We start from the raw sequence: 24,759 nt of genomic DNA on the forward strand, positions 1-24,759 counted from the left end.
AATACTCTTTTAACCTTCTACTGAAACTGAGATTTCAAATTTAGCTTTCTTGCCTTCTTTAAGAATAATTAAGCCTTCTTCATTATTAAAAGCGTTGGTATTACAAGATTGTGGCTCAATAGCTATACAGTCTCTACTAGCTGGAGTATATAATACAAAGTAATTCAACTTATTCTTTCCTGTTTTTTGGCTTACCTTAAGCTTTTTCTTTTTCCAACGAAGCTCTATTTCAGAAACGTCGGTGTCTTTGTCAAAAGTATAGATATTGTCCAAAATGGTGTTCTTTAATTTGACCACTTCAGAACGCTCAATTTCAAATTCACTTGTTGGAATATATCTATCGCTAAGTTCTATTTTTCTTCTCCTTGGCACTTTTACAGTCATATCGCCAATAGCACCACTGTTAAACCCAAAGTAAGGATGCCAAGCAAATCCCATTGGCATATTACCATCACCTGTGTTTAGCACATCCACCGTAAGGTTTAAAGTGTTTTCTTTCAGTGTATAGGTAACTGTAAATTGGAAAGGGAAGGGGTAGCCTTCTTTATAACCATCATAATTATACTGGGCAACCAATTTACTTGCTGTATGAGAAATTAAGTCAAAGCTTTCAAAAGCAATAAAGCCATGAATTGCGTTATGACTGTCAATATCATTTAACTCTAAGGAGTATTCTTTTTCTTCAAAAGTATAAGTGCCGTCTTTAATTCTATTTGGAAATGGAAACAAGAGTGCGGATGGGTAGCCCTTTTTTGGGTCGTCTTCTTTAAGCGGATATTTTATTACGTCTTCTCCGCCAAGATGGAGTCCAGTAATAGTAGCACCTCGTGAAAGGTCTATTTCTACTGTACTTCCTGTTTTATTCTTAAGTATTAGATTCGCCATGTAAGTATTTTTGCGGTGCAAAAATAGAAATAATCCCCTTAGTAGAAACTTAAAATCTTCTTAAAAAGGAAGAGCGGACAATTTAAATTTTATAGCAAGAGACTTTAAATGTTTTTTGAAGTTTCAATGGTATGGTTTTAAGTCATTTACATGTAACCTTCTACACCAAGCCCAAAAAGGGAGAAATCATATTTTACAGGGTCATTTGGGTCAAAATGTTTCAGATTATCTGTTAATTCCATAGCCATGTTCCAATTTGGTTTGGGCAATTGGATTAATCCGAGCTTTCTGGCTACACGTTCTACATGTACATCACATGGGCACACTAACTGGCTAGGTTTTATCTGATTCCAGATGCCAAAATCTACACCATTACTGTCTTTTCTGACCATCCAACGGAGATACATGTTAATTCTTTTACAGGCTGATTTCTTCAAAGGAGAGGCTATATGTTTGGTAGTTCGGGCAGGGGAGTCTTCTAGCTCAAAGAAGGCTTTCCTGAAATGAATGAGCCCATTCTCTATAGATACATCACTTTCTTTTATTGCTTTTGAAAATACCCCTTCTAAGCCGTCATGGTTTTCGTAAATATTTCGCAAGGACTCCATAAAATAGAGGCAATCTGTACTATTAAAAGTACGATGCTTAAAAGCTTCTAAGGGAATTAAATCTTGAGGTTCAAAACCGATAATAAACTCATGCGGAGCATAATCCATCAGTTCTAAAAGTTCATTACATTTATTAATAATGGTTTTTCGCTGTCCCCAAGCTAATATTGATGCAAAGAAGCCTGCAATTTCGATGTCTTCTTTCTTAGAAAATTTATGAGGGATAGAAACAGGGTCGTTTGGAATAAAGTTAGGACGATTGAAATGAATATACTTTTCGTCTAAAAGGGCCTTTAATTCTTCAAATGGCGACATTAATCCTTGTTTTCTTTAGAGCTTAAGAGTTTAGCTATTACACTAGACAATTTAGAAAATACAGATAGAAATCCTGTTAAAATGTAAGAAAATACGGTAATGATAGGATAGAATAATCCAAAAACAATGTTCCAAATAATACGCTTGAATTTTTCCAATTAGTTGACGTTAGGAGCCACAAAGTATGCTACTTCAGCTCTGAATTTAATGTCTTTAGGATTTAACTTGTAAAAAGCCGTTGGCGAAAGCCTAACAATAGTATTAGCATTATTTCCAGTGTCGGGTAGTTTACCAATCACTTTTACCACTATGCGGTCACCAGTAGCTTCATTTTTTACGGTCATAAGTGAGCCTAAAGGAGCTGTTTTATGTAAAGCAAGCATTCTGGTAGAGCTTCTGTCTGTTGAGATAAGTTCTGCAATGCCAATTTCACTTATTTTTTCACCCACAGGAGCATTCGGTACCACAAACCTGTCTGGTACTTTATTATCTGGAAATCTACTTGGGACACTCTTTGCAATATGCTCTTCGTAATTTTTTAGCGAACTTCTAATTATCAAAGTTTGCCCTATACTGATTTCGTTTTCTTGAATCTTATTGATAGATTTTAGTTTTTCAATATCAACATTGTACCGTTTACTAATGCTGTATAGCGTTTCTTTTGCTTGAACATGGTGCACAGTACTTATTTCTTCCTCAGCATTAACCTCAGAAGCTTTTCTGCTGCTTACTATGGCCGTGTTTGGGTCAGCGGTAGGGAACTTTATAATTTGATTGACATATATATTACTACTGCCGTGGAGCGAAGGATTTGCACTGAAAACTTCATCTGCCGAGCAATTATATTTGCGAAGCAGGCTATAAAGTGTTTCATCCGAACTAACTTTGTGCTCAAGAAACTTTTTATTGCTGTCGTTTTGAGACACCAAAGAATCGTTAGGAATAGTGAGTATCGCAAAAGCTTGCGAGCAGAGCAGTAAGCTCAAAATCGTTGCAGTGAGTGTTTTCATTTTATTAGGAAGCATTATTGTAACAAATGTAAAGAATTTATCCATTTAAGGTGGTGTAGGAGTCCGAAAAAAAACAAATCTTGTATATTTAAAACTTCCAAATTTAAAGAATATTGAAAATACTAGGAATTATTCCAGCACGATACGCATCGACCCGATTTCCAGGAAAACCATTAGTAGATGTAGGGGGAAAAACACTCATTCAGCGGGTGTATGAACAGAGTGTCAAATCTGAGCTTATTGCAGACTTGGTGGTGGCTACAGATGATATTAGAATTAAAGACCATGTGGAGTCTTTTGGTGGAAAAGCTATTTTAACATCGGAAACTCACCCAAGTGGAACCGACCGTTGTGCTGAGGCGTATCTTCAGTTGAAAATTGATAATGACTATGACTACATCCTAAATATTCAAGGTGACGAACCTTTTATACGAACGGAGCTCATAGATGAAGTTATTGACCTTTTAGATTTCAAAACGGAAATAGCAACGGCGGTAAAAAAAATAAAGGATTTAGAGACTTTAGATGACCCCAATGTGGTAAAAGCTGTACTTACTATGAGAAAGCAAGCTCTTTATTTTAGTAGACAAGCTATTCCTTTTGTCAGAGGTGTGGAAAAAGCAGATTGGCTAGAGCATGGAGAGTTTTTTAAGCATATAGGAATTTATGCTTTTAGAAACGACGTGCTGGAGCAAATAGTTAAGTTACCAACCAATGTTTTGGAGAATACCGAAAAACTTGAACAACTGAGATGGTTAGGTTACGGTTATAAAATTATGGTCAAAGAGACTGATTATGATAGTGTTGGAATTGACACGCCAGAAGATTTGAAAGGTTTAGGCTTTGAGCAGCAATAAAACGGCAGTTTTAGGCATTATTAATAGCAGGAAAACTAAAGTAAATAAGCTACTAAATTATGAATAGATATTCGATACTGTGGGCAGACGATGAGATAGACCTACTAAAACCATATATTGTTTTTTTAGAAGGCAAGGGATATGATGTGACTCCAGTACCAAGTGGCTCTGATGCATTAGATAAGGTTCAAAATAACAATTACGATATTGTTTTCTTAGATGAGATGATGGCCGGAATGAGTGGCCTAGATACGTTAGCGGAGATTAAGAAAATTAAGCCTTCTATACCATGTGTGATGATTACCAAATCTGAAGAAGAGCACATTATGGAAGAGGCAATTGGCTCTAAGATAGCGGATTACTTAATTAAGCCAATTAACCCAAATCAGATTTTGATGTCGGTTAAGAAGCTTTTAGATAATAAGAGATTGGTTTCTGAAAAAACTAACTCGAGTTACTCCCAAGAGTTCAGAAATTTGGCAATGCAGTACAATGACCACATTGACCATAACGAGTGGGCTGACATTTATAAGAAACTTGTTTATTGGGAGCTAGAGTTAGAGAAATCTTCTGATAAGTCTATGGAAGAGGTCTTTGAGATGCAAAAGGTGGAAGCTAATAATAAGTTTTCTCAATTTATTGAAGAAAACTATGAAGATTGGATTTGTAATCCAAACATTGATAGGCCAGTGATGTCGCATCATTTGATGAAGAAGAATGTTTTTCCACTTTTGGAAGATAATTCTCCTTTGTTCTTTCTTTTGATTGACAATTTTAGGCTCGACCAGTGGCAAGTTATTAGAGATGTTTTGACGGAGTATTTTACTGTAGAAACTGAAGAAACGTATTACTCTATTGTGCCTACGGCAACTTCTTATGCCAGAAATGCTATTTTCTCTGGTATGACACCTTTGGAAATGTCTAAGAAACATCCTGATTTATGGGTAAATGATGAGGGAGATAATGAGGACGGACTTAATAAAAATGAGAAAGAGTTTTTAGAAAGGCAATTGAAAAAAGCTAATAAGAAAATTAGATACTCATACCATAAGATTATTACCAATGCTCACGGCAAGTCATTGAATGATAATTTCAATAATATGCTTCAAAACGATTTGAACTGTATTGTTTATAATTTCGTGGATATGCTTTCTCATGCAAGAACGGATTCTGCTATGATTAAGCAACTAGCTCCAGATGAAGCAGCTTACCGTTCCATTACTAAATCATGGTTAGAGCACTCTACGCTGCTTGATTTATTGAAAATGATATCAGAAAGTAAAGCTCGTTTAATAATTACAACAGACCATGGTATGGTACGAGTTAAAAACCCTAAGAAGATTGTGGGAGACAGAAATGTCAATACCAACTTGCGTTATAAGCAAGGGAAAAACTTGAATCTTACGGATAAAAAAGACCACGTAATAGAGGTTAGAAGACCTGATGATTTTGGACTACCAAGTCCAAATGTTTCCACCTCATACTTTTTTACTACCGACGACCATTTCTTTGCTTACCCAAATAATTACAATTATTATGTAAGCCACTATAAAGACACGTTCCAGCATGGAGGTGTTTCTATGGAAGAAATGATTATCCCCTTTGTTTATTTAAAAGCTAAGTAATGCGTTATTTTTTAGTACTAGTGGTGTTTATCTGTTTTAAATCAAATGCTCAAGAAGTAGATAAAGGCTCTTGGTACGTCCATTTAGTTTCAGGTTCTGCCGCAGGCGAATACAAAACGTATTTAGATAATTATAATAGGAAAACCTCCAAAATAGGATTTGATGGAGGTTTTCTTTTTAACCTTCAACGAAAATCTGGTGTTAACTCTCCTATGCAGATAGGAGCAGAGGTGGGTTTTATGCCCTGGGGAACAGACCCGGTTGACAGTCAAATAGGAGGTAGTTTCAGTAATAGTCATAGGTCGTTTTGGATAAACGGTGTGGCTCGTTACAGACCTATTTTAGCGGCAAGTAAAGTAAACCCTTTCTTTGATTTATTTATTGGGCCAGAGTTTGTAAATTCTACCATTACAGAGGTTTTATCTTCAGGCGAAACTACCAATATTATTAAAGTAGCTAAAACTACTAAAAACTATGGGCTAGGGGCTGGTTTAGGCATTAAAAGAGAAAACAGAAACGGCGAGCTTCGTTATGTTGATATTGGACTTTATTATCAGTATGCCGAAAAGGTGAGAAGCATAAGAAGAAACTCTGCTTATATACTTTCTGATGGTACTACAGACTATGAAGAAACCATAATAAAGCCTACTACTATTCAGGTCAAACTAGGTTTTACAGGTTTTCTGTAAGGTCGCTTAGTGTTCCGTTGTCACAAAAGACAGTTCTTCTCGGAAACCTTTCAATAAGCTCTAAATCGTGAGTAGCCATTAAAACGGCCGTGCCTGAGTCTTGATTTATTTTTAAGAACAGTTTCAATATTTCTATCGATTTTTCTGGATCTAAATTTCCTGTAGGCTCATCGGCCAAAAGAATTTGAGGGTTGTTTAATAGAGCCCTTGCTATGGCAATTCGCTGCTGCTCTCCACCAGAAAGCTGATGAGGCATTTTTTCTAGAATATCTGGCATTCCCACCAAAACCATTACTTCAGCTATTCTAGCATTAATTTGATATTCCTCTTTCCAGCCCATGGCTTTCATAAAGAATACTAAATTCTTCTTAATATTCCTGTCGGTCAAAAGCTGGAAATCTTGAAATACAATTCCTATTTGCCTTCTCAGCATCGGAATTTCTTTTCTAGTAATTTCATGAAGGTTATAACCCGCTACGGTAGCTCTGCCTTTTTCTAGCCATAAGTCGGCATAGAGGGTTTTCAGAAGCGATGATTTTCCGCTTCCAGTTTTACCAATCATAAATACAAACTCACCTTCGTTGATATTTAAATTAACATCAGAAAGAATTAAGTTCTCTTTTTGATAGATGTCGGCGTTGCTTACAGAAATTACCATAAAAAAAGGTTCAAGTTTAATAGACACAAAGATAAACTTTGGCATCTATTTCTTGAACCTTCTTAAGAATTTAATCTTATAAAGACTATCCGTTTACTTTAGCGTGGTCAGCTAAGAACTTAGCTAAACCGCTGTCTGTAAGAGGATGTTTGGCTAAAGCCATAATAGCAGAAAGTGGTCCTGTCATTACATCAGCACCAATTTTAGCACACTCTAAAATATGCATTGGGTGACGAACAGAAGCAGCAAGAATCTGCGTTGGGTAGCCGTAGTTATCAAAAATCAATCTAATATCTTCAATTAACTGAAGACCATCAGTAGAAATATCGTCTAAACGTCCAATAAAAGGAGATACATAAGTAGCACCTGCTTTGGCAGCTAAAAGAGCTTGACCTGCAGAGAATACTAAAGTACAATTAGTTCTAATTCCTTTTTCAGTGAAGTATTTAATAGCTTTAATTCCTTCTGGTATCATAGGAACCTTAACTACTATTTGCTCGTGAAGTTTTACTAAAGCTTCTCCTTCTCTAACTATTCCTTCAAAATCGGTAGAAATAACTTCAGCACTTACATCACCATCTACTATTTCACAAATAGCTTTGTAGTGATTGTTAACGTTTTCTGCTCCGCCAATTCCCTCTTTGGCCATTAATGAAGGATTAGTGGTAACACCATCTAAAACTCCTAAGTCTTGAGCGTCTTGAATATCTTTTAAACTTGCGGTATCAATAAAGAATTTCATGTGAAAAATATGATAGGTTTGAAATAATTAAGTAGAGCAAAAAAAAATGGCAAATTCACCGCTCAACCACCTACCCTTGCTGCCTTCCGGCCCTGGGGGATTCAGCAGGAGCTGGTAATTTGCCGCCACAAAAGTAGTACTTTCTATTATCTAGCCCAATGATTGACTAGATAATTTTATAAAAATATTTAGATGCAATTTTGGGACTCCTTTAATTGATTAAAACTCAGGATTTTGAAGTTTCAAAGGGTTGGATTTACTAATTTCGCTTTAGAATTGATATTAAATATGACTTACAAAAATATAATACTCTGGTTCTCAGTTCTTATGATGGTGCTTTCTGCCGTAGTCCAATTGAACGATCCAGATCCCATTACCTGGATAGCGGCGTATTTGCTAGTTGCATTTCTCGGTTTTAGAAAAATTAGAGGAAATACTTCAGATTCTTATTGGGCTGCTGCCTTGATTTATTTCATTTGGGGAATTAATCAATTTCCACCAGAATGGGAGGGAGTTTTATTGGACCAAGTAGGCATGAAAACACTTAATATTGAGTTAGGAAGAGAATCTTTAGGCCTTATTATTTGTGCGGCCATTTTAACCATTTACAGTTTTATAGATAAGAAATGAAAAACTTACTCCTTTTAGCATTCCAGTTTGTATTTCTTACAAGCTTTTCTCAATGGACCAAATCAGATAATTCGCCTAGCCCTTTAGGTATAGAGAGTAATTTAGAGTTTGATGCTGAATTCGCAACTGATGATGCTGGTAACACTTATTACTGCTGGACAGATTTTAGAAATGGCAAGGGAGAGCTATATGCTCAAAAGCTAAATAAATTTGGCGAAGCCCAGTGGCAAGCAAACGGTGTGAAGGTAGGAACAGTTATAGATGCGGTTAATTATGCTCTCACACTAAAAAGTATTCGTCCTTTAAGTAATGGGGATGTGATGGTGGCTTGGCATAAGGTGGTTAATCCTGGTTCTACTGCTCAAAAGGAAGTTAGGTATAACTTTATTTCTAGGGAAGGAGAGGTACAGTCAGATGCCTTTTCAAGAATAAATGTAGACCGTGCTATTACTAATTCAGATGTTACACTAGGAACTTTAGCTATTTCAGAAGTAGCAGAAAATAAAATTCGTGTAGTTTTCAATACGGGGAGAGGTTCAGGAAGTAACTCTATTGTTGGCGTTGATATGGATTTTGATGGTAAAATTCAGGATAACTGGTTCTTGATAAATGAGTCTTACTTTGAAGGTTCTAAGGTTGTTTTTGATGAAACTAACAAGCGAATGATTGTTTTGCTAAATAAAGGTTTCGGAAATTATGAATTGTCAAGTTATGACAGCAATAGAAATGAGTTGTTTTCAAATAAAGACTTTCTAAAGAATCCTTTTTCAGGAGATTCAAGGTTTGATGACTTTACCGTAGTTAATGGTCAAGTTATTATAGGTAGAACTCTTACAGGAGATGCAGGACGAAAAGTAATAGCACATAGATTAGATGAGGGTTTAAATAGTATTTGGGGAGCAGGAGGAGTTCAGTTAGGCTCAGGAACTGGTTTTGATATTCACGTTAGTTTAAATGAAGACGGTGGAGGCTCAGTAGCGTGGATAGAACCAAACAATACCAACAGAATGATGGCGGCGAGGTTTGATACTAATGGTGATGTTTTATGGCAAAAGCCGGTATTTATAGGTCAAACTGGCAAAAGCTATTTTACACCTAATAAATATGCTTCTGATGGGAAAAATGGACTTTATAATCTATGGTTTACTCAAAAATCGGGAGGTTTTGATTTGTCAATTCAGCATTTAGATGGCGATGGAAATCAAGTTTATGGAGAAACGGGTTTAGCTATAACGGCATTTGACTGGTATGGGGTTTTTAGAGTGTTTCCGCATGAAGATGGTGGAGTTATTGCTTTGTATTCTGGTGTTAATGGAGATATAAATGCGAACGAAAAGTATAATCTTTATACCAACTATATTTCGGCGAATGGAGAGTTTGGTTTAGACCAGAAATTAGAAGCCGCTATTAATAAAGATGTTTATTGTCCCGCAGAAACCATTGTAGCGACTTTGGAGGAAGGAACTTATGTTGCTCTAGCCAAGCAGGATGAAAACTCCTTCCCCCTCGCTCAAGGAACAGCATACAACGAGTTTGTTTTAGGTGCTGAATTTACAGATGGAGAATATTCTCTGGTATTTATAAATCAGGACGAATTAGCCTCAGACCCAATTTCTTTCGAAATAAAAGCATTAGTTAAACCAACCCTTTCAGGTGATGTTTTAGAGAAATGTGCGGAAACTGATAACACATTAAGCTTAAATGGACAATGTGACCGAGGAAACTTACTATGGTCTACTGCAGAAACAACTAATCAGATACAGGTATCGCCATCGGCGTCAACTAGCTTTACAGCAACTTGTAGCTTAGAAGGCTGTCAAACCACAGAACCAACAAATATTGATATCAATGTAATTACTGTAAATGCACAAGCCAATAGTGCAGGCGAGTATAACGAAGGTCAAACGATAGAATTAAGTGCTTCTGGTGGAGATACTTATGTTTGGTCTGGGCCAAATGGTTATACATCCGACTTGCAAAACCCAAGTATTCCTAATGCTCTTACAGCAAATGGCGGAAGCTATGAAGTTACAGTAAGTACAAATGCTGGATGCTCTTCTTTAGCAAGTACCCAAGTTACAGTAAGAAAAGTTTTAGGAGTAGAGAAATCATCACTAGGATTAAAGATTTATCCTAACCCAGCATCAGAAGTACTTAAATATGCTGAGAATATTACCATTAAAGATGTTTCTGTTATCAATACGGCAGGTGAGCAGTTCAAATTGTATTTTGACAAAACGCAACGAATAATTAAAATCTCAGAGCTTTCGGCAGGAGCTTATATTCTAAGAATAAGAAATGCAGACGACTCTTATTCCTTCTCACGTTTTGTCAAAATTTGATATTTTACTTTATAATTCTGTCCAAGAATTTCTCTGTTTCTTGCTGAACAGTTTCAAAACCCTCAGATAGCACCCATGAGGCTAGTACATGATTATTAGCCTCTGGGAAAGCCATATTAGTCTTATCTGTACTTCCTAACTCCTCAAACATCTTTAGCATGGCTGGTACTGAAACTACATTGTCTTGGTGCTCTTCATCTTTGTAATAATAACCCATAAACACAGGGCACTTTACAGCGTTGAAAGTTTCTGGCGTCATGGCGTGTGTAAGGAAGTTTTGCAAAGCTACCACCCCTTCTAATCTGTAATGCATGGTCCAGTATTTAGGCTGGTCATCATTTTTTGGAGTAATGTCGTTAAATGGTTTGCCCTGAATTAATTCAGCCAAATCTCTTCCCCATGGGTTGTCAATAAGTTCGGCATTATCGTCATATATCTTAATGCAAGGCGAATAAAGAACTATAGCCTCTATTTCCGAGTGCTTTGAAGCTAAGTAGGTAGTTAAAGCACCACCTGCCGATGTACCTACTAAAATAACCTTTTGACCTATTTTCTTTCCAATAGCTAAGGCTTCTTCAGCCGAGGCTATGTAATCATCAACATTCATATTTGCCATGGTTTCGTCGCCAAGGTCTATACCATGTTCTGAAAGGCGAGCTTTGTATAAATTGGCATTATATCTTTTTGCTAAATTTTCATGAATAGGAGCCCCTTCTACGTGAGATGCAGAAAAACCATGAATATAAACTATAGCGTAAGGTGTAATGGCTTTTACAGAGTCATTAGCCCAAACAAATTCCGCTTCGTTATCAGCTTTTATGCCTGGTATGGCAGACTCACGTTCCGAAATGAATCTTTCCAAATCTTCTAGGTTAGAAGGAAGTTTGAAATTGTAAGTTTGGTTTAAGTCTGGAGCCTCAGGTTTTGGGCCGTTTTTATAAAAAACGAAACCAATGCCGATTAATGCTAGTAAAATAATTAAGGTCTTTTTCATTGTTAGGGTTTATTGATGAGTTTAAAAACGAAAGTTAAGGAATCAGTTTGATTATTTGCGACTTTAATCTTCTGGCCCCTTTTAATAATAAAATTAGTTTAGGTCTGTTATATTTATACTTATTCTACCTTTGATAAAAGGTATTAAGTCATGAATCCTTTCAATTTTTAATTATACTAATGAATTTCTACAAAAAGGTTGTTTTCTCTAACGCTGAGCAAACTCAAAAGGAGCTTTCTGAAGCCCTTAGAGATAATAAAGTGGTTCATGCTGCTAATTATAATCTTGATATTCCAATTGATGAATTTTACGAAAAATTTGCCGATAGTATAGGTACTCCTTACAATGTAAATGAGGATATTCTTACAGGAAAAAGAGTAGAAAATAGATGGATTGAGATAAGTTTTGACCCAGCTATTCAAGATAGATATAGAACTGCTAAAACTAGGCAGCCCCTTCATACAGACGATTCTTATGCAGAGCTTTATGGTCAGCAAAATGTCCAGTTCTTTTTTTGTAAATCAAAAGCTCCTTTAGGTGGGGCCACTACATTTTTTGATTTAGACCAATTAGTAGCTTGCTTTAAACTTGATGGGGAAGAAGAACTAATGGATAGGCTTTTTTCTACGGATGTTAACTTTGAGAAACAAGGAAGCAAAAAAGTTAGGAAAATTTTAGATAAGGATGAGCGTGGGTACTTGTCAAACTGGAACTACTACTGTATAGATAAAGATAACACAGATGAAGCTCTTAAATTAGTAGAGGATTTTCATCAATACTTAGAGACAAGAATTGTTCCTGCAGGAATAGTATTACCGGCCGTTTTAGAGGTGGGTGAGGCTGTGTTCTTTCATGACGACAGACTGTTACATGGTAGAAACTCTTATTTCGCTAATACTAAGGGTGAAAGATGTCTGGTAAAAGGGAAGATTATATTTAACGAGGAATATTTGGCAGGAGCCTAATTTTTAAAGTCTTTAGTGATTTGAATAATTAAGCAGCTTCACTAAAAAGTGTTCATCTACCACTGTTTGCACAGCTTATAACTCAAAAGTTACTTCTATGTAAGCTAGAACTCCTGAAATTAAACATTGAAAATGAAGCTACTTTCGAGCTTCATCTCCAACGCATAAAAGCAATCAAACTGGATTCTCTTGTTTTAAGAAAAACGGATAGATAGTAAAAAATGCAAGAGCAGGGAAAAAGTGCATGGGTATCACTAAGCCTGGGAATAACTCAGGATACTCTATAGTTAGTGGCAAACTCATGCCTATTGGCCCTATAATACTTGCAAAAGAAAGTACCGCAATAATTACATTTAACCAGCCTATTAGTTTTGCCTTTTTATAGTGTATTAATACTGCATAAGCAGCGGTCATAAGTATGCATCCAATCATGCATGAACCTGCTATAGAGCCTATGTTGATTATTTCGCTGTAATCAACTCCAAATGCTTCTTGGTAGATGTTGAGATAAATAATGCTACCCACGCTTGCGAGAATTCCAGCTAACAAGCCATGCATGATTAGATTTTTCATGATTTTCTAGTTTGTAAGATTACTTAGTTACAGGAACAGCGATATCAAGTTTAATGTCAAGAGGTACTTTTTTAGACATTCCTTTTGTGGTTCCTATTTTATAATCAAGTCTGTTTACCGTGAAGCTACTTTCAAACGTATTGTTTTTAAAAGTGAAGGGCATTGTCAATTCCTTTTGAACACCGTGCATGTCTAAAGTACCTGTTACAGTATAGCCACTTGCAGTTTTAGCAAACTTTTTAGATGTAAAGTTGATAGTAGGATATTGTTCTGCGTCAAACCACTTGTCACTTTTTGCATGTTTGTTTTTCATGCCATTTCCAGTGTTAATAGAAGCCACATCTATTTTTACATCAAACTTTGAAGAAGCTAGGTTGTTTTCATCAAATTCAACATTTCCAGCTAGTTTAGTGAATACTCCAGAAGGGTCGTCGCTAGTGAATTTAATAGAGTAGCCTTCGGCTATTTTCCATGAAACAGCATTTTTAACGGTGAATGCAGCTAGAGCAAAAACGGATACAATAATTGCGATAAATTTAAGCTTTGTCATTTTCTTGTTTTTTTTATTGTTTAAGAATGAGACAAAGCTCGGGCTTAGCAGTAAGATAAAAATTAAGGTATCTTAAGAAATGCTTTTTTCTACTTTTTGCCTGATAATTTTCTTCTGATATCACTCAGGTATTCGGGCGTGATACCTATAAAAGAAGCGATTTGCTTGAGCGAGAGACGCTGTACTAGTGTGGGGTATAACTGCGTAAACTCATTATAACGATGTTCGGCAGTGGAACTCAGGAGGTTGATAATTCTTTTATTAGAGGCTATTAAGTTGTTACGATACTTAATATTCATGCTAATCAGTGTTTCTTTATCTAGGTTATTCAAATCATCAAAGTCAAACTTAGAAATGACGTCTACCACACTGTTTTCAATAGCGTCTATGAAAATCATGGTAGGTTCTTCATTTGTAAAGCTACCTAAGTCAGAAATTAGCCAGCCCTCAGGGGCAAATTGTAAAATATGTTCTTTGCCAGCATTGTCAATAACGTAGCTTTTTAGGCAACCTTCTTTTACCATGAAACCTTGTTTACAAATGTCTCCTTTGCTTAAAAGTATCTCACCTTTGGCTACAGTTCTGGTTTTGCTAATTTTTAAATTATTCACTCTAATTATAGTTTTACTCTAAATTAAGTTATTAAAGGCAAAAATAGTTTAACAAAATAGGATAGGTTTAAGCAATATACAAAATGACTTCAAAATTTAAATTACTATTAAACGGTTTTAGATTAAAGCCTCTAAAAATGCTTTTTACCTGATATTCACGGCCGTGGAACATTTGTGCGAAAAATCGTGGAACAAAAGTTTGCAATGCCATCTTTAAAGAAGAAATTTGTGGTGAATTATGGCGAAAACATACATTATTTCTAATAATGCCAGTAAATCTGGCAAAACCACCACAGCTTTTAATTTGGCTTTGTGCTTTGGAGCAATGGGCAAAAAGACCTTACTTGTAGGCACAGATAAAAGCTGGGTTAACAGCCTGCTTAATCCTAAAAATAGTGATGCTGTATTATACATTTCACCGTTTATGAGCTTTTGTCAAATGGATGCTTTTGATACCGTCAAATTTGATGAGTTTCAATTTATTCTGGTAGATGCAAGCATTAATAGCTTTGATAAAGTAACAGAGCGTTTGGGTTCAGAAAGCAAACTTATTGTTCCTGTAGAAGCAGAGTATTATGGTTTAAATAGTTTGAAACCTTTCTTTCAAAAAGTTTCGGACTTAGGCATTGAGCTGGAGGGAATTATTCCAGTAATGTTAAGAAAGGGTTCAAAACCGAGTGAGAATGCGGTATTAAATTTGACCGAGTATTTTGGTACATCCGTTTTTGAACCAGCTATTCAGCGAAATTATTATTTGGCAAGGCAAAAAGATTTTAAGACCTTTTCTCAAAGTAAAATGACAGAGAAGGCGGCCGTTACGTATTTAAATTTAGCAAATAACCTTTTAGATATAAACAGATGAAACAGCGAAGAGGACTTGGTAGAGGTTTAGGAGCGTTATTACCTGAAAAGGAAGTAGAAGAAAAGAAAGAGGGAGGAGAAGAGAAAGCGGTACTCAGTACAGATATAGCTTTGACGGCTATAGAAACTAACCCTTACCAACCAAGAACACATTTTGATAAGGAGGCTTTACAAGAGTTGGCCGATTCTATTAGAACCCAAGGAATTATTCAACCAATTACGGTGAGAGAAATTTCGGAGGGAAAATATCAGTTAATTTCTGGCGAGCGACGTTTGCAGGCTTCAAAATTGGCTAACCTTAAAAACATTCCTGCTTATATAAGAACAGCGGATAGTCAGCAGATGCTAGAAATGGCATTGATAGAGAATATTCAAAGAGAAAACTTAAATGCCATAGAGATAGCTCAGAGTTATCAAAGACTTATGGTGGACTGTAGTTTAAACTTGGAAGACTTAGGCGATAGAGTAGGTAAGAAACGCTCTACGGTTAATAATTACCTGCGTTTGCTGAAATTGCCAGCGGAGGTTCAGGAAGGATTGCGAGAAAAAGCTATTTCAATGGGGCATGCTAGAGCCATTTTAGGTTTAGATGATGAGGCCATGATGTCGAAGGTTTTTAAAAAGGCCGTGACAGACCAGCTTTCGGTGAGAAAAATAGAGGAGTGGGTAAGAACCATTAATCAAAAAGAAGTAGAAGAAAAAGCACCTAAGAAAGTGTCTGCTTTAAGAAATGAGCACTTAAATCTTCAGGAGAGTTTGGCTTCGTGGTTTGGAACTAAAGTTTTGGTGAAGTCTGATGCAAAAAGCAAAGGCGAAATTAAGATTCCGTTTAAATCTACAGAGCAATTGGAAGAAATATTAAACAGACTGAAAAAGAAGTAGAATTTTATTGTCTGCTATTCCGTTTTATACCCCTATGAGGTCTTTTAATCTTTTATTTTTCTTTCTACTGAGTTTTGCTGCCCTTGGGCAAAAAGACTCTACAGTGATTCAATTAGATTCACTGGTTAAAAATGTGGAGTTAAAATCGAAAGATACCTCAAAAGTATTCCTGAAAACATTGGCTAAAACTTTTGGCTTTCAGCCTTATGAGCCAGACGAAAAGCCAAAGATTGCTTTTGTTCGTTCGTTGTTTTTACCTGGATGGGGACAATACACCAATAGAGATTACTGGAAAATGGGTTTGGTATACGGAGCAGCAGGAGCTGGTTGGTATTTTGGAGCACATACTAATAATATAAGATACCAAAAGTATTTAGGGCACTATAGTCGTGCTACGCTTCTTAGTAGGGGATTGGTTTTTTATGAAGGAACTACCATAACTTCTGAGAATGCTGTACCGTCTGCTGGTTTTGAGTTTTTCTTATCAAATGATGCCGACAACAGTACTTTTTACTTACAAGATACCGAAGGAAACCAATTTGTCTTATTGGCTCAAAATGGAGAAGTTGACGGTTTTGTAGAAGACTATTATATTGCCCAAAGCACGGAAAATGATGATGTGATTGGTGCGTTTAGCACTGCCACTTTTAAATCGGCCAAAGACCAGTATAGAAGATGGCGAGATGCCTCTATCATAGGTTTTGCGGCAGGTTGGTTGTTTTTTGCTTTAGAGGCTAATGTGGCAGCTCATTTAAAGTCTTTTGATGTGTCTGATGATATATCATGGCGAGTGTCACCAGCAGGGCCAGAAACCTTCGGGATGCATGCTTCTGGTGTTAAAGTGGCTTTTAGTTTCAAATAAAATCTTTTCGGGTTTTGGCCTGAGTAAGGTTGTTTGACGATGATTGATTTAGAATTTTAGAAAATATAAAAGATGAAAATTGCACTGTTAGGTTATGGGAAAATGGGAAAGGTTATAGAGCAAATAGCTTTAGACCGTGGCCATGAAATTTCCTTTAAAATAGATGTTTCTAATTTGACCGATAGGGAAAAAATGAGTCCTGAAAATACGGATGTGGTAATAGAGTTTAGCTCACCGGCATCAGCCTACGAAAACTTGAAGTTTTGTATGTCAAAGGGTTTGAAAACGGTTTCAGGAACTACGGGCTGGTTAGAACACAGAACAGAAATTGAAAGCCTTTGTAAAGCAAACGATACCACTTTCTTTTACGCCAGTAATTATAGTGTAGGGGTAAACCTTTTCTTTCAGCTAAATAAGCAGTTAGCAAAACTGATGAATGGGCAGCCACAGTATGAAATTACAAGCTCCGAAATTCATCATACAGAAAAATTAGATTCACCTAGCGGAACCGCCATCACATTGGCCGAAGGCATCATGGAGAACAATGATTCTAAAAAATCATGGGTTAATCAGGCCATTCCAAAAGCAGACGAAGTTCCTATCTGGAGTTTGCGTGAAGGGAAGGTTCCGGGAACACATACTATCAAGTATATTTCTGATGTAGACGAGATTGAGATTAGGCATGAAGCCAAGAGCAGACAGGGTTTTGCACTGGGTGCTGTGATTGCGGCAGAATGGGTCAAAAATCAGAAAGGTGTAGTGGGAATGGATGAAATGCTTGGTTTTTAGCCTCAATATTGACCCTTCCTACAATTTTTAAAGTATTATTGAAATAATTAAATTAGTTTCGCCCAAATTTTAATAGCTAAATGGCAACAGAAGAAGTAAAGAAAAAGAAAGGTCCAATCAGAGAATGGTTTGATTCTGTATTATTTGCGGTAGTAGCCGCCACCTTAATAAGATGGCTGCTTTTAGAGGCATACACCATCCCTACAGGCTCTATGGAAAAAAGCTTGTTGGTTAATGATTTCTTGTTTGTGAGCAAGGTGCATTACGGTACACGTACGCCAGGTACTATCTTACAAGTTCCTCTTACGCACCAAAAAATTTGGTTTACAGACATCCCTTCGTATTCTACGGCAATACAATTACCAAACTACAGGCTACCAGGCTTTACCAGCGTAAAGAATAATGATGTGGTGGTTTTTAACTACCCAGGTTGCCCTGAAAGACCAGACCAATTTGGTGGTTTTGACAAATACCCGGTAGACTTAAGAACGAACTATATCAAAAGATGTATTGGAATAGCTGGAGATGTGGTAAGCATAAAAGATGCTCAGGTTTACGTTAACGATAAAGCTGTGGAGGATCCAGACGGGCTTCAAAAATGGTATACCGTAGAAAGTAATACCAATATCAATCCTAATCTTTGGAAAAAGTATGATGTTACGGAGCGTGGCTCAGGAACGCAAGATGGCAAATACTATTACGCTATAAACGCTACGGAAAGTGCTGTTGATAATCTTAACGGACTTGATTTTATTTCTAATATCTACCCAGATATCATAGAAGCAGGTGATGAAACTACACCTTATAAAACGTTCCCATACAAGCCAGAATTGATGAACTGGAACAGAGATAACTTTGGCCCAGTGACTATTCCTAAAAAGGGAATGACTATAGACCTTAACGACGAAAAGAACTTTGCTCTTTATAAAGGCGTAATCACCACTTTTGACCACAACGATAATGCGGAGGTTAAAGACGGTAAAATTTATATTGATGGTTCTTCTATATCAGAATACACTTTCAAGCAAGATTACTACTTCATGATGGGTGATAACCGTTATGAGTCTGACGATAGCCGTTTTTGGGGTTTTGTACCTGCAGACCACATAGTGGGTAAAGCAGTGTTTATCTGGATGTCTATTGATGCGGAAGGAAGCTTCCTAAACAAAATCAGATGGAAAAGATTATTCAGTTTGATTAAGTAAAACTGATATCAAATTATACAGAAAACGACCTTCAAAAGAGGTCGTTTTTTTTATGTTAAAAGATGGAGCGAGTTTTTAGTTTTCAGGTAAAGCGTCAAACTCTTTTCTTTTATTGCTAAACCACTCCATCATTGCATCGGGCGATTGCATTAATTCTCCCATTTGGTTCATGGCTTCCAAATGTACTTTATCACCTTTTTGGAACATTTCAGTACCATGAGCTTTACTCATCTCGGCAATTTCTTCAAATGTAGCGGCTTGAAATTCTTTGTCGCACGCTCCTCCTAACTGTTTGCAGGTCATTGTTTTCATATTCTTATATTTTATGTTTGGTGTTTTTTAATAGTTCGTCAAGTCTGTTAAATACAGAACCCCAACCGTTCATGATGCCCATTTTCTCTTGTTGGATTTTGTACGCCTCAGTAGGGTGAATCACATTAAAAGTGAAGTCTGTTTTATCGCCATTCTCTTTAAAGAGCGATTGTATTTCCACTCCCTCTGTCATAGGTCTAAAGTTCGCTGATGAAATAATTTTCTTCAGTTTTACTATTTCAGTGTATTGGCCTTCGGCAGTAAACTCTTGACCGTTTGGCATTGGCATTATGTATTTCCATTTTCCGCCCATACTAAAATCGTGCTCTATGACCTTAGTTTCTATTCCCTTCGGACTCCACCATTTGGCAATGTGTTCTGCCTGTGTCCATGCTTCCCAAACCAATTCAATAGGGGCGTTAAAGGTTCTATTGATTGATATTGTTCTATTACTGTCTTGTTCCATTCTCTTTAGTTTTGGATTGTAGTTCGTATAAATAGTTTTCAAAAGAGTCTAATTTGCCTTCCCATAATTTGCGGTATTGCTCTATCCACATAAAGGCAGGAATTAGGTTTTTAGGCTGGATGAAACAAAACCGCTCTCTGCCGTCTTTTTTATAATCAATTATTTCACATTCCTTTAGAATCTTTAGGTGTTTAGAAATGGCAGGTCGGCTAATTTCAAATTTCTCGGCTATGGAATTAACCGAAAGTGTTTCCTCTGCCAGCAGTTCTATAATGTCCCTTCTAACAGGGTCGGCAATGGCCTGAAAAACGTCCCTTCGCATAATTTTATGTAACTAATTGGTTACAAATTTATATGTAATCGTTTGGTTACGCAAATGTTTGGGTATTATTTTCGCTAAAGCCGAATTTATACAATATTAGATTGCTAAGTATTGAGCTAATTACCAGACGATAGGCTGCTTATTTGAGTTTTTCAAATAGGTATTACACTGCGAAAAGTGTTTTTGACCAAACCAGCCACCAAAGTTGGCAGCTAGAGGGGAGGGGTGTCTGGCTTTTAAAACCAAGTGCTTAGTTTCGTCAATTAGTTTTCCCTTGTTTTGGGCATAATTGCCCCAAAGCATAAACACTACACCTTCTTTTTCTTTGTTTATGTGGTCAATAACGGCATCGGTAAAACTTTCCCAACCTTTTTTTTGATGCGAACCTGCTTGATTTGCTCTTACACTAAGGGTAGCGTTAAGAAGTAAAACCCCTTGATTTGCCCAAGCTTGTAAACTGCCAGAATCCGGAATTTCCTTTCCTATATCGTCTTTTAGTTCTTTGAAAATATTTTTTAAAGAAGGAGGTAAAGGCACGCCATCATTTACAGAAAAGCATAGCCCATGAGCCTGATTGGGTCCGTGGTAAGGATCTTGTCCTAAAATAACTACTTTTACATCTTCAAAAGGGCAACTGTCAAAGGCATTGAAGATTAATTTTGCGGGCGGGTAGCAGCGAGTTTGAGCGTACTCTTGTCTTACAAATTGGATTAGATTTTCGAAGTAATCTTTCTTAAATTCTTCACTTAAAGCCTCTTTCCAAGAGCTCTCTATTTTTACATCCATACTAATGGTATGTTGGGTACGTTTTTTGAATAAGCTAAATTAGTTATTTTTGTGTTTAGAAATTATTAAATAATGGTTACTGCAGTTACAGAAGGTATTAAAGTGAGCGTAAAAACGAAGTATCAACCGTACTACTCAAGTGTGCGTCAGATGAACTTTGTGTTTGCTTATGAAATATCTATTGAAAATAATAGCCAGCATACCATTCAGCTTCTAAAGAGACACTGGCACATAGTGGATGCTAATGGCTATAAAAGAGAAGTTAAAGGTGATGGCGTGATTGGCGTACAGCCAATAATAGAGCCAGGGCAAAACCATAAGTATGTGTCTGGCTGTAATCTTACCACCATGTTGGGCAAAATGTACGGTACTTTCTTAATGGAAAGACAGCTTGATGGAAAACGCATAGAAGTGGATATTCCTGAGTTTAATCTCATGACACCGTTTTCTCAAAACTAATGGTTGCTGATTTTCTGAAACATGCTTTAAAAGCTACCAATGAGCATGGTCTTCACTCTCCTTTTTTATTCGAGTTTTATCGTGATGTTATAAAAGACAAATCACTTCCTTTTGATGATACTGATATTATAAAGCTGAGAAATCAACTTCTTTCTGACCAAAGAGAAATTAAGATTAATGACTTAGGTGCCGGCTCAAAACACTCTAACAAAAGCCATAAAAAAGTAGCAGATATAGCCAAGACAGCTAAAAAGTCAAAGAAGTGGGCAAGTATCTTGGCTAGAATCATTGCCAAGTATGATTTTAAGACCGTGGTGGAGCTTGGTACTTCTTTAGGAGTAACTACCGCCATGCTGGCAAAAGCTACCAAATACGGCAAAGTATATACATTTGAAGGCTGTGCGAATACCATGACCGTAGCTAAAGAGGGTTTTAAAACCTTAGGTTTAAATAATATAACCCCACTTTTAGGCGATATAGATGATTCGCTACAGAATTGTTCTAGCCAACTTCCATCTTTAGATTTTGTATTTTTTGATGCCAATCATCAGTACGAACCTACTATGCGTTATTTTAAACGATGTCTAGAAAAATCGCATGAAAACAGTTGCTTTGTTTTTGATGACATTTACTGGTCAGAAGGCATGAAACAGGCCTGGGAAGAGATAAAGGCTCATTCAGAAGTGACTATCAGCCTTGACTTTTTCCAACTCGGAATAGTTTTCTTTAGAAAGAATCAGCCTAAGCAAAACTTTGTATTGAGAGCATAAAATATAGATTAGAACATATTTGAGAGCATTAAAAAGCCCTGTGGTGATTCCACAGGGCTTTATTTTTTTACCAAACCTTAACATGAATTTGCTCATTAATGAGCTTGCTCCATTTTTCGCCAGCTTGTAACTCTCCAGAAAGCTGTCGGTTATTTTCTCTACTAAAGAGCTCCCATTTTACTTCTTTTTCGCCTTTGCTGAGCGGAGTAAAACATAACTCTAAACGCTCAATCATCTTATAGTTTTCTTTATTCTTAGTGACCGAAACACTAGTGTTTCTAAGTCTGCACTCCTGAATATGGTTGAGGTCTATTCCTGCCTCTACCACTGTTTCTCCATTAAGTTCTTTATGAAAGAAAACTAAACCTTTTTTGTCGTCTATAGCTATGGCGAAGTTGCCACAAAACTCGTGCGATGTAATACGCCCCTCGTGTATGTTGGCGGTGTTTATGAGCGACTGTAGTTTATGTTGCTCTTTTTTCTTGCGGCTTTTTCCCATTAAAAGAAATGGTGCCACACAGATGGCGGTGCATATTATGCCCACTATGATAGTTCCTAAGTCTAAATCCATTTTTATTTTTTATATAGTTTTTTAGGGCATTGCGGTGTGCAAAGCCCATGAAATATTTGTCAAAATGCCTTTTAAGGCAGCTGATTAAATAAAAGATGGATTACCAGAAATAATGGAAGGGGAAAATAATGTCTGCTTTTCTATGCCTAATAAGCAGGTTTTTGGCAGCACTCACATACTGTGAGTATTTGCTAATAAAAACCGCTTTGTGGGTCTTTTCTAAAATCCAAGGTCCACAAAGTGAATCTTTTAAATCAGGATTTGTAAGGTTTTGAGAAGGGGAGAAGCTCCTATAAGAAGAGACTAAACCAGAAAAAAGGTCAGTAGAAACGGAGGTAATGTGTTTACCTTTTTCGGTCTTCAGAGCTAGGTAAGTAACGTCTGAAGTGCTCACACGGCCTACGGCAAAACAGTAAACTGTTGCAAAGAGTAAAGCGGCGAAATATTTGAAGACCTTTTTCACGACGCAAAACTAGCTATAAAGCATTAATTTACTGATGCTGTATCGACATTTTGTGTAAATGCGTACACCTATGACATGGCTTAGGTGAAATGCAATGATGTCAATTTTTTTCTAAGCTTTTATTAAGGAGCATTATGGCATCTGAATACCGTAGGTCATTCGGCACCAGTACCAAAAACGACTGTGATTTTTGAAGCGGGCAAGTCAATAGTGCTATTACAGATTTTAAAGCAAAAATTAAGGATTTTGAGGTTTAGGGTAGGGGATGAAAGTATGCTGGATTATTATCAACGCTTACAACCAGAGATTAAAAACAGGGAGCCTAGTCCGCCGTATACAGACGGGCACGCTAGTACCGAATGTGGGCTACAATGGAATTGTGGTGTGAGAGGTGTACCGTGGCTTTAAAGTCTACGGCCAGCTACTCTATTAGTGGCTGGCATTAGTTCTTTCCATTTATTAATTCCTTTTTTAATTCTCTCCTTTTTCAATTTCAGTCAAGTTATATTTCACACTTTTGTATTCTAATTCACCATAAGTAAAATCGCCATCTGGTTTATGAAATATTACTTTTCCCTTGCTTGGTAATAAATACCCATTTATCATTTTATAGTTTTCTACAGGAGTCGACCAAGGGTAATTATTATAATTTACCCCATCAGTTTCATATCTGTCATTGCTTATAAAATTTATAAGTTCATGTTTTTCATTAAAATAAAGCTCTGCACTTACTCGAATATCTCCGTTTGTAAAGTATGCTTTTACCACAGTATCGTTTATTGTTTCCCATTCTATTCTATGGTCAATTAGTGTAGCCGGGGCTATTATGCACATATCGTTTAATAATGTAACTGTTTCTCCTTGATTCATTTTTTCTCCTTTGGCATTAACCATATTAATCCAATTTAGAAGCTTTACTTGAAATGTGGCAGTTTCATTTTGGTATAAATGCAGTGCGATAGCAGGTAATCCCATTTTAATCGCGGAAACATAAAAATAGCGAGATGGATTCTGGTAAAAATTATATTGAACTGATTGCACATTCATACCTTTATCTTCTGTTGAAGAACGCAAAACTCCAGTAAACTCCGCTTTGAAATTTTTAATTTTTTTCTGACCAACCGATTTTGTGTAACGCAGATATTCTTGAACTGCTAAAGGTAAATGAGCGATATCATTTTCTCTTAATATATCTGTAGAAAAAGTATTATTATTCGAAAAGTCTGTTTGTACTTTCGATGTAAATTCACTTTTCACCAAAAATGAGCCTAAACTGATTATAGACACTAATAATATAATTACATTCGGCAGGGTTCCAAATTTCGCATCCTTCCAGAAGTGAAAAATAATTACTTGAGAAATAATCACTGCTATGATTCCCAAAAGCCATGCATGTCTAGCATTTGTAAAGAATATAACCCCATAAATCAGAAATAATATAGTAGTGACTAACCATATAATTCCTATTGGTTTTGAGATTGGAAGAGTCAACTCTTTAAAATCACTAAAATTAAATGCTTTTAAAAATCCAAACATGTGGATTAGCCCGTGCAATAAAACGATAATTACAAATACAATTTTCATAGTTAATTCATTATTTGCAGTTCGGTTGTCTACTTGCCACTAACGGACTTGTGTATGGAACGTAGCGTGCAAAAAGACACTAACTTTTCGGATTAACACAGAGCCGAATTTTTATATTTTATTTTTAATTTATCATTTTTAAAAGCCAAAATAATAATTTGGCGGACTTTTTAAATATACACAAACCTTTCGGTTAAGCACTTATTAGCTATGTTTTATACACCGTGTGTGTGCCTTGAATGACGAATTTAGTTCTTTAAAAGAACAATCCAAAGGGTGAAAGACTGGGCGTCCCCGTCCTGTAAGCGGGGGAGTTCTTACCCTAAGCTATTAGGTGGCAAGGGTGGGTCGGGTGACTGAAATCTGAAGTGAG

The 24,759-nt window shown here is 36.5% G+C and carries 29 protein-coding genes and 1 other RNA gene; 13 read left to right on the top strand and 17 right to left on the bottom strand.

The genetic code is table 11. The annotated features are described in order from the left end of the window. Positions 1–9: 9 nt before the first annotated feature. The 3 genes from AC0L6O_RS09760 to AC0L6O_RS09770 form a co-directional block, all read right to left on the bottom strand. Positions 10–885 (bottom strand): aldose epimerase family protein, encoded by an 876-nt coding sequence (locus tag AC0L6O_RS09760; RefSeq protein WP_473308172.1) that lies wholly within the window; start codon positions 883–885, stop codon positions 10–12. A 146-nt stretch (positions 886–1,031) separates the two neighbouring features. Then, positions 1,032–1,808 (bottom strand): TIGR02757 family protein, encoded by a 777-nt coding sequence (locus AC0L6O_RS09765; RefSeq protein WP_473308173.1) that lies wholly within the window; start codon positions 1,806–1,808, stop codon positions 1,032–1,034. Positions 1,809–1,966: 158 nt separating this feature from the next. Beyond that, positions 1,967–2,818 carry a septal ring lytic transglycosylase RlpA family protein gene (locus AC0L6O_RS09770; RefSeq protein ID WP_473308174.1) on the bottom strand — a complete coding sequence of 284 codons (852 nt, stop codon included), beginning with the start codon at positions 2,816–2,818 and terminating at the stop codon, positions 1,967–1,969. A gap of 113 nt (positions 2,819–2,931) precedes the next feature. Between AC0L6O_RS09770 and kdsB the strand changes: the two genes are divergently transcribed. Genes kdsB through AC0L6O_RS09785 form a run of 3 tightly spaced genes read left to right on the top strand, consistent with a single transcriptional unit; the run spans position 2,932 to position 5,989 of the window. Continuing rightward, complete coding sequence (gene kdsB / locus AC0L6O_RS09775) at positions 2,932–3,675, top strand: 3-deoxy-manno-octulosonate cytidylyltransferase (protein WP_473308175.1); 744 nt, start codon at positions 2,932–2,934, stop codon at positions 3,673–3,675. A gap of 59 nt (positions 3,676–3,734) precedes the next feature. Beyond that, positions 3,735–5,300, top strand: a complete 1,566-nt coding sequence (gene porX, locus AC0L6O_RS09780) for a T9SS response regulator signal transducer PorX (RefSeq protein ID WP_473308177.1) — start codon at positions 3,735–3,737, stop codon at positions 5,298–5,300. Then, a complete protein-coding gene (locus AC0L6O_RS09785) occupies positions 5,300–5,989 on the top strand; it encodes a hypothetical protein (RefSeq protein ID WP_473308178.1) in 690 nt (229 codons plus the stop codon). Before porX ends, AC0L6O_RS09785 begins: the two co-directional genes overlap by 1 nt. On the opposite strand, the gene AC0L6O_RS09790 is transcribed toward AC0L6O_RS09785, so the two are convergent. The 3 genes from AC0L6O_RS09790 to ffs form a co-directional block, all read right to left on the bottom strand. Next, positions 5,973–6,692 carry a cell division ATP-binding protein FtsE gene (locus AC0L6O_RS09790; RefSeq protein WP_473308180.1) on the bottom strand — a complete coding sequence of 240 codons (720 nt, stop codon included), beginning with the start codon at positions 6,690–6,692 and terminating at the stop codon, positions 5,973–5,975. The two genes, AC0L6O_RS09785 and AC0L6O_RS09790, sit on opposite strands and share 17 nt — an antisense overlap. 40 nt (positions 6,693–6,732) lie before the next feature. Further along, positions 6,733–7,389: a fructose-6-phosphate aldolase gene (gene fsa, locus AC0L6O_RS09795; RefSeq protein ID WP_341225603.1), complete on the bottom strand. Its 657-nt coding sequence runs from the start codon at positions 7,387–7,389 to the stop codon at positions 6,733–6,735. 42 nt (positions 7,390–7,431) lie between these two features. Next, positions 7,432–7,516, bottom strand: an RNA gene (gene ffs / locus AC0L6O_RS09800) — signal recognition particle sRNA small type. A 161-nt stretch (positions 7,517–7,677) separates the two neighbouring features. Here ffs and AC0L6O_RS09805 point away from each other — a divergent pair. Together AC0L6O_RS09805 and AC0L6O_RS09810 are read left to right on the top strand one after the other, a co-directional pair. After that, the gene (locus AC0L6O_RS09805; RefSeq protein WP_473308182.1) at positions 7,678–8,019 is read left to right on the top strand and encodes a transmembrane 220 family protein; all 342 of its coding nucleotides are present in this window, start codon (positions 7,678–7,680) and stop codon (positions 8,017–8,019) included. After that, positions 8,016–10,361: a T9SS type A sorting domain-containing protein gene (locus AC0L6O_RS09810; protein ID WP_473308183.1), complete on the top strand. Its 2,346-nt coding sequence runs from the start codon at positions 8,016–8,018 to the stop codon at positions 10,359–10,361. The genes AC0L6O_RS09805 and AC0L6O_RS09810 overlap by 4 nt, the downstream gene beginning before the upstream one ends. 4 nt (positions 10,362–10,365) lie before the next feature. Here AC0L6O_RS09810 and AC0L6O_RS09815 read toward each other — a convergent pair whose 3' ends face one another. Then, positions 10,366–11,355 carry an alpha/beta hydrolase gene (locus AC0L6O_RS09815; RefSeq protein ID WP_473308185.1) on the bottom strand — a complete coding sequence of 330 codons (990 nt, stop codon included), beginning with the start codon at positions 11,353–11,355 and terminating at the stop codon, positions 10,366–10,368. A gap of 179 nt (positions 11,356–11,534) precedes the next feature. Between AC0L6O_RS09815 and AC0L6O_RS09820 the strand changes: the two genes are divergently transcribed. Beyond that, the gene (locus tag AC0L6O_RS09820) at positions 11,535–12,320 is read left to right on the top strand and encodes a TauD/TfdA family dioxygenase (protein WP_473308187.1); all 786 of its coding nucleotides are present in this window, start codon (positions 11,535–11,537) and stop codon (positions 12,318–12,320) included. 174 nt (positions 12,321–12,494) lie between these two features. On the opposite strand, the gene AC0L6O_RS09825 is transcribed toward AC0L6O_RS09820, so the two are convergent. From AC0L6O_RS09825 to AC0L6O_RS09835, 3 genes are all read right to left on the bottom strand, one after another. Further along, a complete protein-coding gene (locus tag AC0L6O_RS09825) occupies positions 12,495–12,893 on the bottom strand; it encodes a hypothetical protein (protein ID WP_473308189.1) in 399 nt (132 codons plus the stop codon). Between the two features lie 19 nt (positions 12,894–12,912). Then, a complete protein-coding gene (locus tag AC0L6O_RS09830; protein ID WP_473308190.1) occupies positions 12,913–13,443 on the bottom strand; it encodes a YceI family protein in 531 nt (176 codons plus the stop codon). Between the two features lie 89 nt (positions 13,444–13,532). Further along, positions 13,533–14,054, bottom strand: coding sequence for a Crp/Fnr family transcriptional regulator (locus tag AC0L6O_RS09835; RefSeq protein WP_473308192.1), 522 nt, complete (start codon positions 14,052–14,054; stop codon positions 13,533–13,535). Positions 14,055–14,292: 238 nt separating this feature from the next. On the opposite strand from AC0L6O_RS09835, the gene AC0L6O_RS09840 reads away from it, so the two are divergent. From AC0L6O_RS09840 to lepB, 5 genes are all read left to right on the top strand, one after another. Next, positions 14,293–14,916 carry a ParA family protein gene (locus AC0L6O_RS09840; protein ID WP_473308194.1) on the top strand — a complete coding sequence of 208 codons (624 nt, stop codon included), beginning with the start codon at positions 14,293–14,295 and terminating at the stop codon, positions 14,914–14,916. Then, on the top strand, positions 14,913–15,797 hold the full coding sequence (locus AC0L6O_RS09845) for a ParB/RepB/Spo0J family partition protein (protein WP_473308196.1): 885 nt from the start codon (positions 14,913–14,915) through the stop codon (positions 15,795–15,797). The genes AC0L6O_RS09840 and AC0L6O_RS09845 overlap by 4 nt, the downstream gene beginning before the upstream one ends. A 34-nt stretch (positions 15,798–15,831) precedes the next feature. Then, the gene (locus tag AC0L6O_RS09850) at positions 15,832–16,659 is read left to right on the top strand and encodes a DUF5683 domain-containing protein (RefSeq protein WP_473308198.1); all 828 of its coding nucleotides are present in this window, start codon (positions 15,832–15,834) and stop codon (positions 16,657–16,659) included. A 72-nt stretch (positions 16,660–16,731) separates the two neighbouring features. Continuing rightward, entirely contained in the window at positions 16,732–17,448 is a 717-nt protein-coding gene (dapB, locus tag AC0L6O_RS09855) for a 4-hydroxy-tetrahydrodipicolinate reductase (protein WP_473308200.1), read from the top strand. Between the two features lie 80 nt (positions 17,449–17,528). Continuing rightward, positions 17,529–18,653, top strand: a complete 1,125-nt coding sequence (gene lepB, locus AC0L6O_RS09860) for a signal peptidase I (protein ID WP_473308202.1) — start codon at positions 17,529–17,531, stop codon at positions 18,651–18,653. Between the two features lie 75 nt (positions 18,654–18,728). Here the strand turns inward: lepB and AC0L6O_RS09865 are convergent, their stop codons facing one another. The 4 genes from AC0L6O_RS09865 to ung all read right to left on the bottom strand — a co-directional run bounded on the left by AC0L6O_RS09865 (position 18,729) and on the right by ung (position 20,539). Continuing rightward, positions 18,729–18,965: a DUF1059 domain-containing protein gene (locus AC0L6O_RS09865; RefSeq protein ID WP_473308204.1), complete on the bottom strand. Its 237-nt coding sequence runs from the start codon at positions 18,963–18,965 to the stop codon at positions 18,729–18,731. 4 nt (positions 18,966–18,969) lie between these two features. Beyond that, entirely contained in the window at positions 18,970–19,431 is a 462-nt protein-coding gene (locus AC0L6O_RS09870) for an SRPBCC family protein (RefSeq protein WP_473308206.1), read from the bottom strand. After that, on the bottom strand, positions 19,415–19,753 hold the full coding sequence (locus tag AC0L6O_RS09875; RefSeq protein ID WP_473308208.1) for an ArsR/SmtB family transcription factor: 339 nt from the start codon (positions 19,751–19,753) through the stop codon (positions 19,415–19,417). Before AC0L6O_RS09875 ends, AC0L6O_RS09870 begins: the two co-directional genes overlap by 17 nt. Positions 19,754–19,873: 120 nt before the next feature. Beyond that, on the bottom strand, positions 19,874–20,539 hold the full coding sequence (gene ung, locus AC0L6O_RS09880) for a uracil-DNA glycosylase (protein ID WP_473308210.1): 666 nt from the start codon (positions 20,537–20,539) through the stop codon (positions 19,874–19,876). 72 nt (positions 20,540–20,611) lie between these two features. On the opposite strand from ung, the gene apaG reads away from it, so the two are divergent. Both apaG and AC0L6O_RS09890 read left to right on the top strand, forming a co-directional pair. Beyond that, positions 20,612–20,998 (top strand): Co2+/Mg2+ efflux protein ApaG, encoded by a 387-nt coding sequence (gene apaG, locus AC0L6O_RS09885; RefSeq protein ID WP_473308211.1) that lies wholly within the window; start codon positions 20,612–20,614, stop codon positions 20,996–20,998. Beyond that, the gene (locus AC0L6O_RS09890) at positions 20,998–21,768 is read left to right on the top strand and encodes an O-methyltransferase (protein ID WP_473308212.1); all 771 of its coding nucleotides are present in this window, start codon (positions 20,998–21,000) and stop codon (positions 21,766–21,768) included. The genes apaG and AC0L6O_RS09890 overlap by 1 nt, the downstream gene beginning before the upstream one ends. A gap of 67 nt (positions 21,769–21,835) precedes the next feature. Here the strand turns inward: AC0L6O_RS09890 and AC0L6O_RS09895 are convergent, their stop codons facing one another. The 3 genes from AC0L6O_RS09895 to AC0L6O_RS09905 form a co-directional block, all read right to left on the bottom strand. After that, positions 21,836–22,339, bottom strand: coding sequence for a hypothetical protein (locus AC0L6O_RS09895; RefSeq protein ID WP_473308213.1), 504 nt, complete (start codon positions 22,337–22,339; stop codon positions 21,836–21,838). A gap of 100 nt (positions 22,340–22,439) precedes the next feature. Beyond that, positions 22,440–22,802, bottom strand: coding sequence for a hypothetical protein (locus AC0L6O_RS09900; protein WP_473308215.1), 363 nt, complete (start codon positions 22,800–22,802; stop codon positions 22,440–22,442). A gap of 471 nt (positions 22,803–23,273) precedes the next feature. Further along, the gene (locus AC0L6O_RS09905; protein ID WP_473308217.1) at positions 23,274–24,386 is read right to left on the bottom strand and encodes a DUF6544 family protein; all 1,113 of its coding nucleotides are present in this window, start codon (positions 24,384–24,386) and stop codon (positions 23,274–23,276) included. Positions 24,387–24,759 lie beyond the last annotated feature (373 nt).

It is taken from the genome of Arcticibacterium sp. GJ41-1, from assembly GCF_055808875.1.

Excerpts from the sequence above, each read along its gene's own strand:
- AC0L6O_RS09760 (WP_473308172.1), bottom strand. The coding sequence starts at position 885 with ATGGCGAATCTAATACTTAAGAATAAAACAGGAAGTACAGTAGAAATA.
- AC0L6O_RS09765 (WP_473308173.1), bottom strand. The coding sequence starts at position 1,808 with ATGTCGCCATTTGAAGAATTAAAGGCCCTTTTAGACGAAAAGTATATT.
- AC0L6O_RS09770 (WP_473308174.1), bottom strand. The coding sequence starts at position 2,818 with ATGAAAACACTCACTGCAACGATTTTGAGCTTACTGCTCTGCTCGCAA.
- porX (WP_473308177.1), top strand. The coding sequence starts at position 3,735 with ATGAATAGATATTCGATACTGTGGGCAGACGATGAGATAGACCTACTA.
- AC0L6O_RS09785 (WP_473308178.1), top strand. The coding sequence starts at position 5,300 with ATGCGTTATTTTTTAGTACTAGTGGTGTTTATCTGTTTTAAATCAAAT.
- AC0L6O_RS09790 (WP_473308180.1), bottom strand. The coding sequence starts at position 6,692 with ATGCCAAAGTTTATCTTTGTGTCTATTAAACTTGAACCTTTTTTTATG.
- fsa (WP_341225603.1), bottom strand. The coding sequence starts at position 7,389 with ATGAAATTCTTTATTGATACCGCAAGTTTAAAAGATATTCAAGACGCT.
- AC0L6O_RS09805 (WP_473308182.1), top strand. The coding sequence starts at position 7,678 with ATGACTTACAAAAATATAATACTCTGGTTCTCAGTTCTTATGATGGTG.
- AC0L6O_RS09810 (WP_473308183.1), top strand. The coding sequence starts at position 8,016 with ATGAAAAACTTACTCCTTTTAGCATTCCAGTTTGTATTTCTTACAAGC.
- AC0L6O_RS09815 (WP_473308185.1), bottom strand. The coding sequence starts at position 11,355 with ATGAAAAAGACCTTAATTATTTTACTAGCATTAATCGGCATTGGTTTC.
- AC0L6O_RS09820 (WP_473308187.1), top strand. The coding sequence starts at position 11,535 with ATGAATTTCTACAAAAAGGTTGTTTTCTCTAACGCTGAGCAAACTCAA.
- AC0L6O_RS09825 (WP_473308189.1), bottom strand. The coding sequence starts at position 12,893 with ATGAAAAATCTAATCATGCATGGCTTGTTAGCTGGAATTCTCGCAAGC.
- AC0L6O_RS09830 (WP_473308190.1), bottom strand. The coding sequence starts at position 13,443 with ATGACAAAGCTTAAATTTATCGCAATTATTGTATCCGTTTTTGCTCTA.
- AC0L6O_RS09840 (WP_473308194.1), top strand. The coding sequence starts at position 14,293 with ATGGCGAAAACATACATTATTTCTAATAATGCCAGTAAATCTGGCAAA.
- AC0L6O_RS09845 (WP_473308196.1), top strand. The coding sequence starts at position 14,913 with ATGAAACAGCGAAGAGGACTTGGTAGAGGTTTAGGAGCGTTATTACCT.
- AC0L6O_RS09850 (WP_473308198.1), top strand. The coding sequence starts at position 15,832 with ATGAGGTCTTTTAATCTTTTATTTTTCTTTCTACTGAGTTTTGCTGCC.
- dapB (WP_473308200.1), top strand. The coding sequence starts at position 16,732 with ATGAAAATTGCACTGTTAGGTTATGGGAAAATGGGAAAGGTTATAGAG.
- lepB (WP_473308202.1), top strand. The coding sequence starts at position 17,529 with ATGGCAACAGAAGAAGTAAAGAAAAAGAAAGGTCCAATCAGAGAATGG.
- AC0L6O_RS09865 (WP_473308204.1), bottom strand. The coding sequence starts at position 18,965 with ATGAAAACAATGACCTGCAAACAGTTAGGAGGAGCGTGCGACAAAGAA.
- AC0L6O_RS09870 (WP_473308206.1), bottom strand. The coding sequence starts at position 19,431 with ATGGAACAAGACAGTAATAGAACAATATCAATCAATAGAACCTTTAAC.
- AC0L6O_RS09875 (WP_473308208.1), bottom strand. The coding sequence starts at position 19,753 with ATGCGAAGGGACGTTTTTCAGGCCATTGCCGACCCTGTTAGAAGGGAC.
- ung (WP_473308210.1), bottom strand. The coding sequence starts at position 20,539 with ATGGATGTAAAAATAGAGAGCTCTTGGAAAGAGGCTTTAAGTGAAGAA.
- apaG (WP_473308211.1), top strand. The coding sequence starts at position 20,612 with ATGGTTACTGCAGTTACAGAAGGTATTAAAGTGAGCGTAAAAACGAAG.
- AC0L6O_RS09890 (WP_473308212.1), top strand. The coding sequence starts at position 20,998 with ATGGTTGCTGATTTTCTGAAACATGCTTTAAAAGCTACCAATGAGCAT.
- AC0L6O_RS09895 (WP_473308213.1), bottom strand. The coding sequence starts at position 22,339 with ATGGATTTAGACTTAGGAACTATCATAGTGGGCATAATATGCACCGCC.
- AC0L6O_RS09905 (WP_473308217.1), bottom strand. The coding sequence starts at position 24,386 with ATGAAAATTGTATTTGTAATTATCGTTTTATTGCACGGGCTAATCCAC.